This window comes from Pseudoduganella plicata (assembly GCF_004421005.1).
Classification (GTDB): domain Bacteria; phylum Pseudomonadota; class Gammaproteobacteria; order Burkholderiales; family Burkholderiaceae_D; genus Rugamonas; species Rugamonas plicata.
In genome coordinates this window covers 2,407,820-2,420,572 of sequence record NZ_CP038026.1, presented here as the reverse complement: position 1 = coordinate 2,420,572, position 12,753 = coordinate 2,407,820, and the positions used below count along the sequence as shown (strand labels likewise).

General features: G+C 63.4%; 12 protein-coding genes. 3 read left to right on the top strand and 9 right to left on the bottom strand.

Translation table 11 applies throughout. From position 1 onward, the window contains the following. Window positions 1-14 precede the first annotated feature (14 nt). The 3 genes from E1742_RS10665 to E1742_RS10655 all read right to left on the bottom strand — a co-directional run bounded on the left by E1742_RS10665 (window position 15) and on the right by E1742_RS10655 (window position 979). Entirely contained in the window at window positions 15-410 is a 396-nt protein-coding gene (locus E1742_RS10665; protein WP_134384852.1) for a hypothetical protein, read from the bottom strand. 16 nt (window positions 411-426) lie between these two features. Next, on the bottom strand, window positions 427-645 hold the full coding sequence (locus E1742_RS10660; protein ID WP_134384851.1) for a hypothetical protein: 219 nt from the start codon (window positions 643-645) through the stop codon (window positions 427-429). Between the two features lie 106 nt (window positions 646-751). Beyond that, complete coding sequence (locus tag E1742_RS10655; protein WP_134384850.1) at window positions 752-979, bottom strand: TIGR04438 family Trp-rich protein; 228 nt, start codon at window positions 977-979, stop codon at window positions 752-754. Window positions 980-1,141: 162 nt separating this feature from the next. On the opposite strand from E1742_RS10655, the gene E1742_RS10650 reads away from it, so the two are divergent. Beyond that, window positions 1,142-1,453 carry a c-type cytochrome gene (locus tag E1742_RS10650; RefSeq protein WP_134384849.1) on the top strand — a complete coding sequence of 104 codons (312 nt, stop codon included), beginning with the start codon at window positions 1,142-1,144 and terminating at the stop codon, window positions 1,451-1,453. 137 nt (window positions 1,454-1,590) lie between these two features. On the opposite strand, the gene E1742_RS10645 is transcribed toward E1742_RS10650, so the two are convergent. From E1742_RS10645 to folD, 6 genes are all read right to left on the bottom strand, one after another. Then, on the bottom strand, window positions 1,591-2,736 hold the full coding sequence (locus E1742_RS10645; RefSeq protein ID WP_134384848.1) for a branched-chain amino acid ABC transporter substrate-binding protein: 1,146 nt from the start codon (window positions 2,734-2,736) through the stop codon (window positions 1,591-1,593). Window positions 2,737-2,860: 124 nt separating this feature from the next. After that, on the bottom strand, window positions 2,861-3,997 hold the full coding sequence (locus tag E1742_RS10640; protein WP_134384847.1) for a branched-chain amino acid ABC transporter substrate-binding protein: 1,137 nt from the start codon (window positions 3,995-3,997) through the stop codon (window positions 2,861-2,863). A 161-nt stretch (window positions 3,998-4,158) separates the two neighbouring features. Continuing rightward, window positions 4,159-4,509: a DUF2486 family protein gene (locus E1742_RS10635; protein ID WP_134384846.1), complete on the bottom strand. Its 351-nt coding sequence runs from the start codon at window positions 4,507-4,509 to the stop codon at window positions 4,159-4,161. Further along, window positions 4,506-4,931, bottom strand: coding sequence for a DNA polymerase III subunit chi (locus E1742_RS10630; protein WP_134384845.1), 426 nt, complete (start codon window positions 4,929-4,931; stop codon window positions 4,506-4,508). Before E1742_RS10630 ends, E1742_RS10635 begins: the two co-directional genes overlap by 4 nt. 135 nt (window positions 4,932-5,066) lie before the next feature. After that, window positions 5,067-7,145, bottom strand: coding sequence for a M3 family metallopeptidase (locus E1742_RS10625; RefSeq protein ID WP_134384844.1), 2,079 nt, complete (start codon window positions 7,143-7,145; stop codon window positions 5,067-5,069). Window positions 7,146-7,176: 31 nt separating this feature from the next. Beyond that, entirely contained in the window at window positions 7,177-8,022 is an 846-nt protein-coding gene (gene folD / locus E1742_RS10620) for a bifunctional methylenetetrahydrofolate dehydrogenase/methenyltetrahydrofolate cyclohydrolase FolD (protein WP_134384843.1), read from the bottom strand. Between the two features lie 342 nt (window positions 8,023-8,364). On the opposite strand from folD, the gene aceE reads away from it, so the two are divergent. Next, window positions 8,365-11,061 carry a pyruvate dehydrogenase (acetyl-transferring), homodimeric type gene (gene aceE / locus E1742_RS10615; RefSeq protein ID WP_134384842.1) on the top strand — a complete coding sequence of 899 codons (2,697 nt, stop codon included), beginning with the start codon at window positions 8,365-8,367 and terminating at the stop codon, window positions 11,059-11,061. Window positions 11,062-11,082: 21 nt separating this feature from the next. Then, complete coding sequence (aceF, locus tag E1742_RS10610; protein ID WP_134384841.1) at window positions 11,083-12,741, top strand: dihydrolipoyllysine-residue acetyltransferase; 1,659 nt, start codon at window positions 11,083-11,085, stop codon at window positions 12,739-12,741. Window positions 12,742-12,753: the final 12 nt, after the last annotated feature.

The window sequence follows — 12,753 nt, the reverse complement described above, 5'->3', positions numbered from 1 at the left end:
GCACTCGCCGGCCGCTATGGCTTCTTGCCTGCTCCGGGCTGCTGGGCACCAAAGTAAAAGCCCGTGGCTGCGGAAACCAGTGCAACGATGGGTCCAAAGACCAGCTCCAGAATACTCTTGAGGTCGTCGAATGTGACCTGGGGGACCACGAGGAGCATGCCGAATCCGCCCACGACCATCAGCGTCAGTAGTCCGAGCAGCCAATAGGCGATATAGGATCGGGTGGCATCCTGGTATCGCCCGGGATCGTAATTGCCCGTGACCTCTGGCGTGCTCAGTCCTGGTGCCGGCTTTCCGGCGCCAACCGTTGCGTCGAGCGTCTCCTGGATCTCGGCGTTTTCGTGCCGATCCACGGATCCGGCGGGCGGGGCGGACTGCCGGGGATCCGCTACCTCATCGTCTTCGGGCACGGTCTTGCCTGTGGGACTAGCGGGTGAAAATCAGCTCGGACAGCTTGCCGTTGCCGTCGTCGATCACGACCTTCGCACCCTGGCTGCGGCGCTGGGCAAGGACGGACTCGGTGCTGATGGCACGGCTCAAGGCTTCCGTCAACGATATGTTCTGTGACTTTGCCAGATCCTTCAACGCCGACGCGACGGCGGGGGAAAGGTCGGCATTCAGACGTACTTTCGCGTTTGTTGCCATGATGTCACCTCAAAAATAAACAAGCACTGTGTATATTACCCGCATTTTTTACGTAAGGTAGGCCTTGCGTGGGCCTGTGTGACGTGGGGCAAGAGCCGCGTATGCCTTACTTGCGCGGTCTCTCCAGGCTCTTCCTGGCGCGCTCCCTGCGCCGTCTGTCGTCCTCGTTGTGGGCCTTGCGCTTGTCGAGGCCCAGGAGCGGCTCGACGAACTGGAACCACACGAACGCGAACACCATCAGGCCCACGATCCACCACCAGGAGACGTCGGCGAAGCGCCACACTTCGAAAAAGCGCAGCGCGCACAATGCAGCGATGACAACAATGATGGGCATGGTGGGCTCCTTTGCGTCCATCTTACAAAACTCCAGCTTTACATGCAGTAACATCTTAACGGTCAACGGGCTTGGATCCGGGCCGTTGTGGAGAGGACTGCCCGCGGTTGCTCTGCCTCACAGAAAGAGTAGAATCATCGGCAGATTACTTTGGAGAAATCGATGAAACGTTCCATGATGGTTGCAGCGGTGTTTGCCTCGGCGCTTGTGTCGCAGGCGGCGATGGCAAGTGCGGACCTGGCCAAGGCCAAGAATTGCATGGCGTGCCACGCTGTAGCGAACAAGCTGGTCGGTCCTGCCTACAAGGATGTGGCCGCCAAGTACGCGGGGCAGAAGGATGCCGAAAACAAGCTGGTCGGGAAGATCATGAAAGGCGGCTCCGGCGTCTGGGGCGCGATTCCGATGCCGGCCAATCCGCAGGTCAGCGAGGCCGAGGCGCGCACCTTGGCAAAATGGGTGCTGGCGCAGAAATAAGCGCCGGGTCATAAAAAAGCCGGGCATTGCCCGGCTTTGTTCTTTTGTTCCACGGTTGCGACGTGGATGGTCTCGAGGCCAGGGGCAGACGCCTGTGGCAGGGGGCCGCGACAGGTGCCAGCCCAGCCCCGATCCCTTTACTTCACCACTTCGATCAGCGTGCGCTTGCCGTCCTTGAACGTGTACAAGGTCAGCGCGCCGTCCTTGATGTCGCCGAATGCATCGAATGCGATCTCGCCGGTGACGCCGGCATACTTCACCTTCGCGAGGAACGGCAGGTACTTCTTCGGATCGGCCGATTTCGCGTCCGCCATCGCCTGCACCATTGCCATCGTGGCGTCATAGGCGTACGGCGCGTAGATCTGCAGGTTCTGGTTGTAGCGCTTCTTGTAGCGCGCCGCAAATTCTTCCATCTTCTGCTGCTGTCCCGCCGCCACGCCGCCCGCTTCCGCGCACACGATCGGTGCTTCGCCCGCGGTGGCGCCGGCCAGACGCGGCATGGCTTCCGTGCAGATGCCGTCGCCGCCCATCAGGCGGGCCTTGATGCCCAGCGCCTTCATCTGGCGCAGCAGCGGGCCGCCTACGGAGTCCATGCCGCCGAAGAAGACCAGGTCCGGATTCTTGGCGCGGATATTGGTCAGGATGGCGTTGAAGTCGGTGGCCTTGTCGTTGGTGAATTCACGCGCGACGATCTGCACGGCGCCGGCACCGGCCTTGCGCGCGCCCTTGCCGAATTCGTCCGCCACGCCTTGCCCGTAGGCCGTGCGGTCGTCGATGACGGCGATCTTCTTCGCGCCAAGCTTCTGCACGGCGTACTGGCCTAGGGTGGCGCCCAGCTTGTTGTCGTTGGCGACCACGCGGAACGTGGTGTTGAACTTCTGGTGCGTGTAGACCGGGCTCGTGGCAGAGGCGGAAATCTGCGGGATGCCGGCGTTATAGTAAATGCGCGAAGCGGGGATGGAAGTGCCGGACGTCTGGTGACCGATGACGCCGTTGATCTTCGCATCGGCCAGCTTCTGCGCGGCGGAGGTGGCCTGTTTCGGATCGGCCGCGTCGTCTTCCGCCTGCAGCACGAACTTCACCGGCTTGCCGCCGATCTTGAAGCCTTTGGCATTCAGGTCCTCGATGGCCAGGCGCGTGCCGTTCTGGGTGTCCGTGCCCAGATGGGCGGACTGGCCGGACATCGGGCCGACGTAGCCGATCTTGACGACTTCCTGCGCCTGGACGTGCGTGCCCGCGAAGGCGAGGGCCACGGCGGCAAGGGGAATCAGTTTGGTGTTCATAGTTGGTTTACTCCGATCGGTATGCGGCCACCGCATAAGGGGCCGCAGAAAAAACAAGGGCCGTCCTCACCGGACGGCCCGCTCGCGTTGTCTCCGCGCTTGTTATCCTTGTTACTTCAAGTCGTTACTTCACGACTTCCATCCTGGTCTTCTTGCCGCCCTTGTACGTGAACAGGGTCAGCGCGCCATCCTGGATGTCGCCGAACTGGTCGAACGTGATCAGGCCCGTCACGCCCTGATACTTCACTTTCGCCAGGAACGGCAGGTACTTCTTCGGATCGCTTGACCCGGCATCCTGCATCGCCTGCGCCATCGTCATCACCGAGTCGTACACATACGGCGCGTACAGCTGCACTTCCTGGTTGAACTGCTTCTTGTAGCGGGCGCGGAAGTCGTCCATATTCTTCTGCAGCTCCGGCGGCACGCCGCCCGCTTCGGCGCAGGTGACAACGCCGTCCGCGGCCGCGGTACCGGCCAGGCGCGGCAGCGCATCCGTGCAGACGCCGTCGCCACCCATGAATTTCGCATTGATGCCCAGCGCCTTCATCTGGCGCAGCAGCGGGCCGCCCACGGCGTCCATGCCACCGAAGAAGACGAGGTCCGGATTCTTCGCCTTGATGCTGGTCAGGATGGCGTTGAAGTCGGTTGCCTTGTCGTTGGTGAACTGCTTGTCGACGATCTGCACGCCCGGCGCCTTGGCGCCCTTGATGAACTCCGAAGCGACGCCCTGGCCGTAAGCGGTGCGGTCGTCGATGACGGCGATCTTCTTCGCGCCCAGCTTGGTCACGGCGTATTTGCCCAGCGTGCCGCCCAGCTTGTTGTCATTGGCAACAATGCGGAAGGCCGTGTTGAACTTCTGCTTCGTGTACGTGGGGATCGTCGAGGCCGGCGAAATCTGCGGGATACCGGCATTATAGTAGATACGCGACGCCGGCACCGTGGTGCCCGAATTGAGGTGGCCGACCACGCCGTTCACTTTCGCATCGACCAGCTTCTGGGCGACCGTCGTGCCCTGCTTGGGGTCGGCGCCGTCGTCTTCCAGCACGAGCGTGAACTTGACGGGCTTGCCGCCGATCTTGATACCCTTGGCGTTCAGGTCCGCGATCGCCATGTTGGCGCCGTTCTCGTTATCCTTGCCGAGGTGCGCCTGGGGGCCCGAGACGGGGCCGACGTGGCCGATCTTGATCACTTCCTGGGCCGATGCGGAACCGCCAAAGGCGGCGGCAAGGGCAACTGCGATGGCGACGAACTTCGTTTGCATGTCTCGTTCTCCAATGATTTTTAAGTCGGCGGCGCCTCGCGAACGCCGCCTGCAATGCGAGAAGGTACAGCAAAATTTTCAATTGGCAAAGACGCAGAACGCGCTTTTTTCACGCATGCACCGGTGCGGGGCAGGATGCACTGTCCCTATGCACGGATTCCCTACTTGCGTGCCTGCAGATCGGCGATTTCCTGCTGCACGGCGCGGGTGACGATTCGGCCGATCGTCTCGTGCAAGCCTTCCCGCAGTTCCGTCGTCACGTCATGCAGCACGTGGGTCAGCACGGCGGCCATGCCGTCCCTGACGCGCTGCTCCAGCATGAAATCCACGCGCGACGTCAGTTGCTGCAGGATCCGTTCGTTGAGGCGGCGCTCCAGCGCTTCCCATTCGGCGGCGTCCAGCGCGCCAGTGGCGGGCAGCGCTGCCGGCGCGGGAGCGGCGGCGCCGGGCGGCATGCTGACGACTTCCGTCAGCACGGGAATGCCGGCGTCAAACGGAACGTCCTGGCTCATGATTTTCCTATGCTGAGGTGAGTGGGCTGGTAGTCCTGCCGCTTGTATGCGACAAAGCGCTGGCGCCCGGCGGCGGCATCGGCTTCGTCGGTCGAGACGACTTCGATCAGGCGCGGGAAACTCTCGAACTGCGCCGGCGCACGGCGCGCCAGGTTCACCAGCAGGTCCGCCTCGGGCAGCTCGGCCGCGTCGCTGTGCGTCAGCACGATGGGGGTGTCCGGCGCCAGCGGATCGTCGAACGCCACGTGCGGCAGGAAGTCCGGGCCGGAAAAAGTCCACAGCGCGGCATCGAGCGCGGCCTGCTGCGCCGCGTCCTCCGTCATGACGACGATGCGGTTGCGCGCGCCGTACGCCTTGCGCACGAGCCGGCAGCAGTAGGCGATCTTGTCGGGCACGTTGGTGTGGAAGTCGATTCGGGTCATGGCGCTATTGTAAATTCATTTCGCCGCGGTCCGGTGCTTGACTGAAGATCTGGCGGCACATGTAAAAACGGCGCCATGCCGACCTTCGGGGCCGGCATGGCGCCGCATAAAGCGGGTAAGTGAAGCGGGACCGCGTCAGGCGGCCATGCCGCTGTGGCGCAGCAGCGCGTCGATCATTGGCTCGCGGCCGCGGAAGGCCGTGAACGACTCCAGCGCCGGGCGCGAGCCGCCCACCTGCAGGATCTCGCGCAGGAACTTCTCGCCGGTCTGCACGGGCAGCTTGCCGCCTTCCAGCTCGGCCGCCTCTTCGAACGCGGCATAGGCGTCGGCGGACAGCACCTCGGCCCATTTGTAGCTGTAGTAGCCCGCCGCGTAACCGCCGGCGAAGATGTGGCCGAACGAATTCTGGAAGCGGTTGAAGGCCGGCGGCACGATCACGGCGAATCGGCTCCGCACTTCGTCGATGACGTCCTGCACCGACTTGCCGCCTTCAGGGTCGTAGTCGTAGTGCAAATGCATGTCCAGCAGCGAGAACTCGACCTGGCGCAAGGTCTGCAGGCCGGACTGGAAGTTTTTCGCCGCCGTCATCTTGTCGAACAGCGCGCGCGGCAGCGGCTCGCCTGTCTTCACGTGCGCCGTCATGTGCGACAGCACGTCCCACTCCCAGCAGAAGTTCTCCATGAACTGCGACGGCAGTTCCACGGCATCCCATTCGACGCCCGAGATGCCGGACACGCCCAGTTCCTCGACGGCCGTCAGCATGTGGTGCAGGCCGTGGCCGAACTCATGGAACAGCGTGATTACTTCGTCGTGCGTGAACAGGGCCGGCTGCGGCTGGCCGTTGACGACGGAAGGCTCGGTGAAGTTACACGTCAGGTAGGCGACAGGCGTCTGCAGGCGGCCGCCCTCGACGCGGCGGCTGCGCGCGTCGTCCATCCACGCGCCGCTGTTCTTGCCGGGGCGGGCATACAGGTCCAGGTAGAACTGGCCCACCAGCTCGCCGTTGCGTTCGATGCGGAAGAAGCGCACGTCCTTGTGCCACACGGGCGCTTCGTCCGGCTTGATCTCGACGGAGAACAGATTCTGGATCAGCTTGAACAGGCCGTCGATCACCTTGTGCTCGGGGAAGTACTGCTTGACCTCGTGCGCGGAGAACGAATAGCGGTGCTGCTGCAGCTTTTCGGACGCGTAGGGCAGGTCCCACGCTTCCAGCCTGTCCATGCCGAGGTTTTCGCGCGCGAACGCCTGCAGCTCCTGCAGATCCTTCTCGGCATAGGGACGCGCGCGTTTTGCCAGGTCTTCCAGGAACTCGATGACGTGCTCCGGGCTTTGCGCCATCTTCGGCACCAGCGACACTTCGGCGAAATTCTTGTAGCCGAGCAGCCGCGCCTCTTCCGCGCGCAGCTTCAGCAGGGTGACGATATTGCCGCCGTTGTCCCACTTGTCCTTTTCGCTGAACACGTCGCCCAGCTCGGACGCCTTGGTCGCGTTGGCGCGATAGACCTTCTCGCGCAGCGCGCGGTTGTCTGCGAACTGCAGGATCGGGTAGTACGACGGGAAGTGCAGCGTGAACTGCCAGCCCTGCTTGCCGTTCTTCTCCGCCAGCGACTTCGCGGCGTGCTTCACATCGTCCGGCAGGCCCGCCAGATCCGCTTCGTTTTCGACGACCATCGTCCAGTCGTTGGTGGCGTCCAGCACGTTCTCGGAGAAGCGCGTGGACACGGCCGCATGCTGCTCCTGGATCGCGCCGAAGCGTTCCTTCTGCTCCGGCGGCAGCTCGGCGCCGCCCATGCGGAAGTCGCGGATGGCGTTGTCGATGATGCGCTGGCGCGCCGGCGACAACGTCGCGAATTCGGGGCTGTCCTTCAAGGCCTTGTACTTGGCGAACAGCGCCTCGTTCTGCGACAGCTCGGTCCAGAACTCTGTGACCTTGGGTTGGTTCTCGTTGTAGACGGCGCGCAGCTCCGGCGTATCGACGACGCTGTTCAGGTGACCGACGATCCCCCATGCCCGCCCCAGCTGCTCCGTGGCGTTTTCCAGCGGCGTGACGAAGTTCTGCCACGTGACGTCCTCGCTCGGCGCTTCCAGCTGCGCCACCACGGCGCGGTTGTGTGCCAGCAGCTCGTCGATGGCCGGCGTCACGTGTTCCGGCCGGATCGCATCGAAACGGGGCAGGCCGGTAAAGTCCAGCAGGGGGTTTTCGGTCGTCGTCATAGTCTTTCCAGTTGTTTGGTCGAACCGGCGCTTACACCTTCTCCGCCGACTCGATGGTATTCATTAACAGCATCGTGATCGTCATCGGGCCCACGCCGCCCGGTACGGGCGTAATGTGCGCGGCCACTTCCCTGATCGCGGCAAAATCGACGTCGCCACACAGCTTGCCATTATCGTCGCGATTCATGCCGACATCGATCACGATTGCACCGGGCTTCACCATGTCGGCCGTCAGCGTGTTACGGCGGCCTACCGCCGCCACCACGACGTCGGCCTGCCGCGTGTAGACGCCCAGATCCGGCGTCGCGCTATGGCAGATGGTGACGGTGGCGTTGGCTTGCAAGAGCAGCAGGGCCATTGGCTTGCCCACGGTGTTGCTGCGGCCGATCACGACGGCATGCTTGCCGCGCAGGTCGAAGCCCGTCGACTCGATCAGCTTCATGCAGCCGTATGGCGTGCAGGGACGGAAGCCGTCCAGGCCCGTCATCAGTTCGCCGGCCGACAGCACCGAGTAGCCGTCGACGTCCTTGGACGTGCTGATCGCCTCGATGACCTTGTGCGGGTTGATGTGCTTCGGCAGCGGCATCTGCACGAGGATGCCGTGGATGGCCGGGTCGGCGTTCAGCGCTGCGATGCGCTCCAGCAGGGCCGCTTCCGTCAGGTCGGCGTCGTACTTCTCCAGCACGGAATGGATCCCCACGTCGCCGCAGGCCTTGACCTTGTTGCGCACATAGACCTGGCTGGCCGGGTCCTCGCCCACCAGGATCACGGCCAGGCCGGGCTGCCGGCCCTGGGCGGTCAGTGCGGCGGCGCGGGAAGCGATTTCGGCGCGCAGTTTTTGGGAGAGGGCGATTCCGTCGATCAGTTGTGCTGGCATGGTGATGTGCTGTGGTGGGAAGGAAAGAACGACATTATAAATCGGCGCCGAACGAGTTCGATGCCAGTGGCGGGGGCATGGCGGAAACCGGGCCCGAAAACCGTGTTGTCGCGGTCAGTTGCCCGTCGACAAGTCGCCGGAAAGCCAGTATTTATGCGGCACCGCACCATTTTCCCATAGGTTGATTTCACATCATGAAAAGCCATTGCGTATTTTGAAAAAGCCGGAATTCACTGTTAGAATCCTCACACTTCACATATGTCTTAGTAAATAATCACCCCCACGCGTCCGCGACGGTCATTGCATCGGTTCGGGCTCAATCAAACTTAGGAGACTAGATACATGTCAGCTCAACTTGACCAGGTCACGGCCCAAACCGCCAACGATCCGGACGCACTGGAAACCAAGGAATGGCTCGAGGCGCTTGAAGCCGTCCTCGAAAACGAAGGACCGGAACGGGCCCACTACCTGATGGAGCGCATGGTCGATCTGGCGCGCCGCCGCGGCGCTTTGATCCCGTTCTCCGCCAACACCGCCTACGTCAACACGATTCCCGCCCACGTGGGCGCGCACTGCCCGGGCAACCTGGAATACGAAGAGCGCCTGCGTTCGTGGATGCGCTGGAACGCGATGGCGATGGTCGTCAAGGCCAACCGCGCCGACGGCGACCTCGGTGGCCACCTGTCCTCGTTTGCCTCGCTGGCGAACATGCTGGGCATCGGCTTCAACCACTTCTGGCGCGCGCCAAGCGAAGAGCATGGCGGCGACCTGCTGTACATCCAGGGCCACTCGTCGCCCGGCATCTACGCCCGCGCGTTCCTGGAAGGCCGCCTGTCGGAAGAGCAGCTGCTGAACTTCCGCCGTGAAGTCGACGGCAAGGGCCTGTCGTCGTACCCGCACCCGAAACTGATGCCGGACTTCTGGCAGTTCCCGACCGTCTCGATGGGCCTGGGCCCGCTGATGGCGATCTACCAGGCGCGCTTCCTGAAGTACCTGCACGCCCGCGGCATTGCCAATACCGACGGCCGCAAGGTCTGGGCCTTCTGCGGCGACGGCGAGATGGACGAGCCGGAATCGATGGGCGCGATCGGCATGGCCGCGCGCGAGCAGCTGGACAACCTGGTTATCGTCGTCAACTGCAACCTGCAGCGCCTGGACGGTCCGGTGCGCGGCAACGGCAAGATCATCCAGGAACTGGAAGCGGACTTCCGCGGCGCCGGCTGGAATGTCGTCAAGGTCATCTGGGGCCCGGGCTGGGACGAGCTGCTGGCCAAGGACAAGGAAGGCATCCTGCAGCGCGTGATGATGGAAACCGTCGACGGCGAATATCAAAACTATAAAGCGAAAGACGGCGCCTACGTGCGCAAGCACTTCTTCGGCAAGCATCCGAAGCTGCTGGAGATGGTTGCCAACATGAGCGACGACGACATCTGGCGCCTGACCCGCGGCGGCCACGATCCGCACAAGATCTACGCCGCGTTCAAGGTAGCGCAGGAAGCGCAAGGCCGTCCGACCGTCCTCCTGGTCAAGACCGTCAAGGGCTTCGGCATGGGCAAGTCCGGCGAAGCGCGCAACACGGCGCACCAGACCAAGAAACTGGACGACGAAGCCATCCGCGAAATGCGCGACCGCTTCAACATTCCTATCCCGGACGACAAGCTGGCCGAGATCCCGTTCTTCAAGCCGTCCGACGACGCGCCGGAAATGAAGTACCTGCACGAGCGCCGCAAGGCCCTGGGCGGTTATTTGCCGCACCGCCGCATGAAGGCCGACGAAACGCTGGTCGTGCCGCCGCTGGAAGCCTTCAAGGCAGTCCTGGAAGCGACGCCGGAAGGCCGTGAAATCTCGACGACGCAGTCGTTCGTTCGTATCATCACCGCGCTGCTGCGCGACCAGAGCCTGGGCCAGCGCATCGTGCCGATCCTGGTCGACGAATCGCGTACGTTCGGCATGGAAGGCCTGTTCCGCCAGATCGGCATCTTCAACCAGCAGGGCCAGCTGTACGAGCCGGTGGATAAAGACCAGGTCATGTACTACCGCGAGGACAAGGCCGGCCAGATCCTGCAAGAGGGCATCAACGAAGCGGGTGGCATGAGCTCGTGGATCGCCGCGGCGACGTCGTACTCGACCAACAACCGCGTGATGATCCCGTTCTTCACGTACTACTCGATGTTCGGCATGCAGCGCGTGGGCGACCTGGCATGGGCCGCAGGCGACATGCGCGCCCGTGGCTTCATGATGGGCGGCACCGCCGGCCGTACCACGCTGAACGGCGAAGGCCTGCAGCACGAGGATGGCCACAGCCACCTGTTCGCCGCCGCGATCCCGAACTGCATGCCGTACGACCCGACCTTCGGCCACGAGCTGGCGGTCATCATTCATGACGGCCTGCGCCGCATGGTGACGGAACAGGAAGACGTGTTCTACTACATCACCATCATGAACGAGAACTACGCGCACCCGGGCCTGAAGGCCGGCCAGGAAGAGGGCATCCTGAAGGGCATGTACAAGCTGCAGGAAGGCTCGAAGGACGCCAAGGAACGCGTGCAGCTGGTCGGCTCCGGCACGATCCTGCGCGAGTCGATGTTCGCCGCGGAACTGCTGGAAAAAGACTGGGGCGTCGCCGCCGACATCTGGTCCGCACCGTCGCTGACGCTGGTGGCCCGCGAAGGCCAGGATGCGGAACGCTGGAACCTGGTCAACCCGACCAAGGAGCAGCGCGTGCCTTATGTGACCGGCCTCTTGCAGGACACGCAAGGCCCGATCATCGCCACCACCGACTACATGCGCCTGTATGCGGAGCAGATCCGCGCCTTCATGCCGAAGGGCCGCACGTACAAGGTGCTGGGCACGGACGGCTTCGGCCGCTCGGACAGCCGCGCCAAGCTGCGTGAATTCTTCGAGGTGAACCGCTACTACATTACCGTTGCAGCACTGCGCTCGCTGGCCGACGAAGGCAAGATCGACCTGTCCGTTGTCGAACAGGCGGTCGTCAAGTACGGCCTGAATCCGAACAAGCCAAATCCGGTGACCCAATAACGAGAATACGGAGCAAACGCTATGAGCATTGTGGAAGTGAAAGTCCCGGATATCGGCGATTTCAAGGAAGTCGAAGTCATCGAACTGATGGTCAAGGTAGGCGATACGATCAAGGTCGACCAGTCGCTGATCACCGTGGAATCGGACAAGGCGTCGATGGAGATTCCGTCGTCGCAGGCTGGCGTCGTCAAGGAAATCAAGGTCAAGGTCGGCGACAAGGTTGCCGAGGGTTCGCTGCTGTTGATGGTCGAAGCCGAAGGCGCCGGCGCTGCTGCCCCTGCCGCTGCCGCGCCGGCGCCGGCTGCCGCTGCGCCGGCACCTGCTGCCGCTGCCGCACCGGCTCCTGCCGCCGCACCTGCGGCGTCGGCCGGTCCGGTGGACGTCAAGGTGCCGGACATCGGCGACTTCAAGGAAGTCGAAGTCATCGAAGTGATGGTAAAAGTCGGCGACACGATCAAGAAGGACCAGTCGCTGATCACCGTCGAATCGGACAAGGCATCGATGGAGATCCCGTCGTCGCATGACGGCGTGGTCAAGGAAATCAAGGTCAAGGTTGGCGACAAGGTCAAGGAAGGTTCGCTGGTGCTGGTGGTGGAAGCCACCGGCGGCGCGGCTGCTCCAGCCGCGCCGGCTGCCGCTGCTGCCGCACCTGCGGCACCGGCTGCTGCGTCGGCGCCTGCGGCCGCTGCGCCGGCCCCTGCGGCACCGGCTGCGCAAGCGCCGGCCGCGCCGGGCGTCTCCGGCAAGCTGGCCCACGCGTCGCCGTCGGTCCGTAAATTCGCCCGCGAACTGGGCGTCGATATCGGCCGCGTGCCGGGTACCGGTCCGAAAGGCCGCATCACCCAGCAGGACGTGCAGAACTTCGTCAAGGGCGTCATGTCCGGCGCGACGGCCGCGCCAAACGCGCCGACGGCTGCCGCCGGCGGTGGCGCGGGCATGAACCTGCTGCCATGGCCGTCGCTGGACTTCTCCAAGTTCGGCGAAACGGAACTGCAGCCGCTGCCGCGCATCAAGAAGATCTCCGGCCCGAACCTGCACCGCAACTGGGTCATGATCCCGCACGTGACGCAGTTCGAGGATGCCGACATCACCGACCTGGAAGCGTTCCGCGTCGAGTCGAACAATGCCAGCGCCAAGAACAAGGATGCGACCAAGCTGACGATGCTGGCCTTCGTCATCAAGGCGTCCGTCGCGGCACTGAAGAAGTACCCGTCGTTCAACTCGTCGCTGGACGAGAAGGGCGAGAACCTGATCCTGAAGAAGTACTACAACATCGGCTTCGCGGCCGACACGCCGAACGGCCTCGTCGTCCCCGTCATCAAGAACGCGGACCAGAAGAGCGTGACGCAGATCGCGAAAGAGATGACGGAGCTGTCGCTGCAGGCCCGCGAAGGCAAGCTGAAGCCGACCGACATGCAGGGCGCCACGTTCACGATCTCGTCGCTGGGCGGCATCGGAGGCTCGCACTTCACGCCGATCGTCAACGCGCCGGAAGTGGCGATCCTTGGCCTGTCGAAGGCCCAGATGAAGCCCGTGTGGGACGGCAAGCAGTTCGCGCCGCGCCTGATGATGACGCTGTCGCTGTCGTACGACCACCGCGTCGTGGATGGTGCCTCCGGTGCCCGCTTCGCCGTGTATCTGGCCGACGTCCTGGCCGATATGCGCAAGATCCTGCTGTAAGGAGACCGATCG

Excerpts from the sequence above, each read along its gene's own strand:
- E1742_RS10660 (WP_134384851.1), bottom strand. The coding sequence starts at position 645 with ATGGCAACAAACGCGAAAGTACGTCTGAATGCCGACCTTTCCCCCGCC.
- E1742_RS10655 (WP_134384850.1), bottom strand. The coding sequence starts at position 979 with ATGCCCATCATTGTTGTCATCGCTGCATTGTGCGCGCTGCGCTTTTTC.
- E1742_RS10650 (WP_134384849.1), top strand. The coding sequence starts at position 1,142 with ATGAAACGTTCCATGATGGTTGCAGCGGTGTTTGCCTCGGCGCTTGTG.
- E1742_RS10645 (WP_134384848.1), bottom strand. The coding sequence starts at position 2,736 with ATGAACACCAAACTGATTCCCCTTGCCGCCGTGGCCCTCGCCTTCGCG.
- E1742_RS10640 (WP_134384847.1), bottom strand. The coding sequence starts at position 3,997 with ATGCAAACGAAGTTCGTCGCCATCGCAGTTGCCCTTGCCGCCGCCTTT.
- E1742_RS10635 (WP_134384846.1), bottom strand. The coding sequence starts at position 4,509 with ATGAGCCAGGACGTTCCGTTTGACGCCGGCATTCCCGTGCTGACGGAA.
- E1742_RS10630 (WP_134384845.1), bottom strand. The coding sequence starts at position 4,931 with ATGACCCGAATCGACTTCCACACCAACGTGCCCGACAAGATCGCCTAC.
- E1742_RS10625 (WP_134384844.1), bottom strand. The coding sequence starts at position 7,145 with ATGACGACGACCGAAAACCCCCTGCTGGACTTTACCGGCCTGCCCCGT.
- folD (WP_134384843.1), bottom strand. The coding sequence starts at position 8,022 with ATGCCAGCACAACTGATCGACGGAATCGCCCTCTCCCAAAAACTGCGC.
- aceE (WP_134384842.1), top strand. The coding sequence starts at position 8,365 with ATGTCAGCTCAACTTGACCAGGTCACGGCCCAAACCGCCAACGATCCG.
- aceF (WP_134384841.1), top strand. The coding sequence starts at position 11,083 with ATGAGCATTGTGGAAGTGAAAGTCCCGGATATCGGCGATTTCAAGGAA.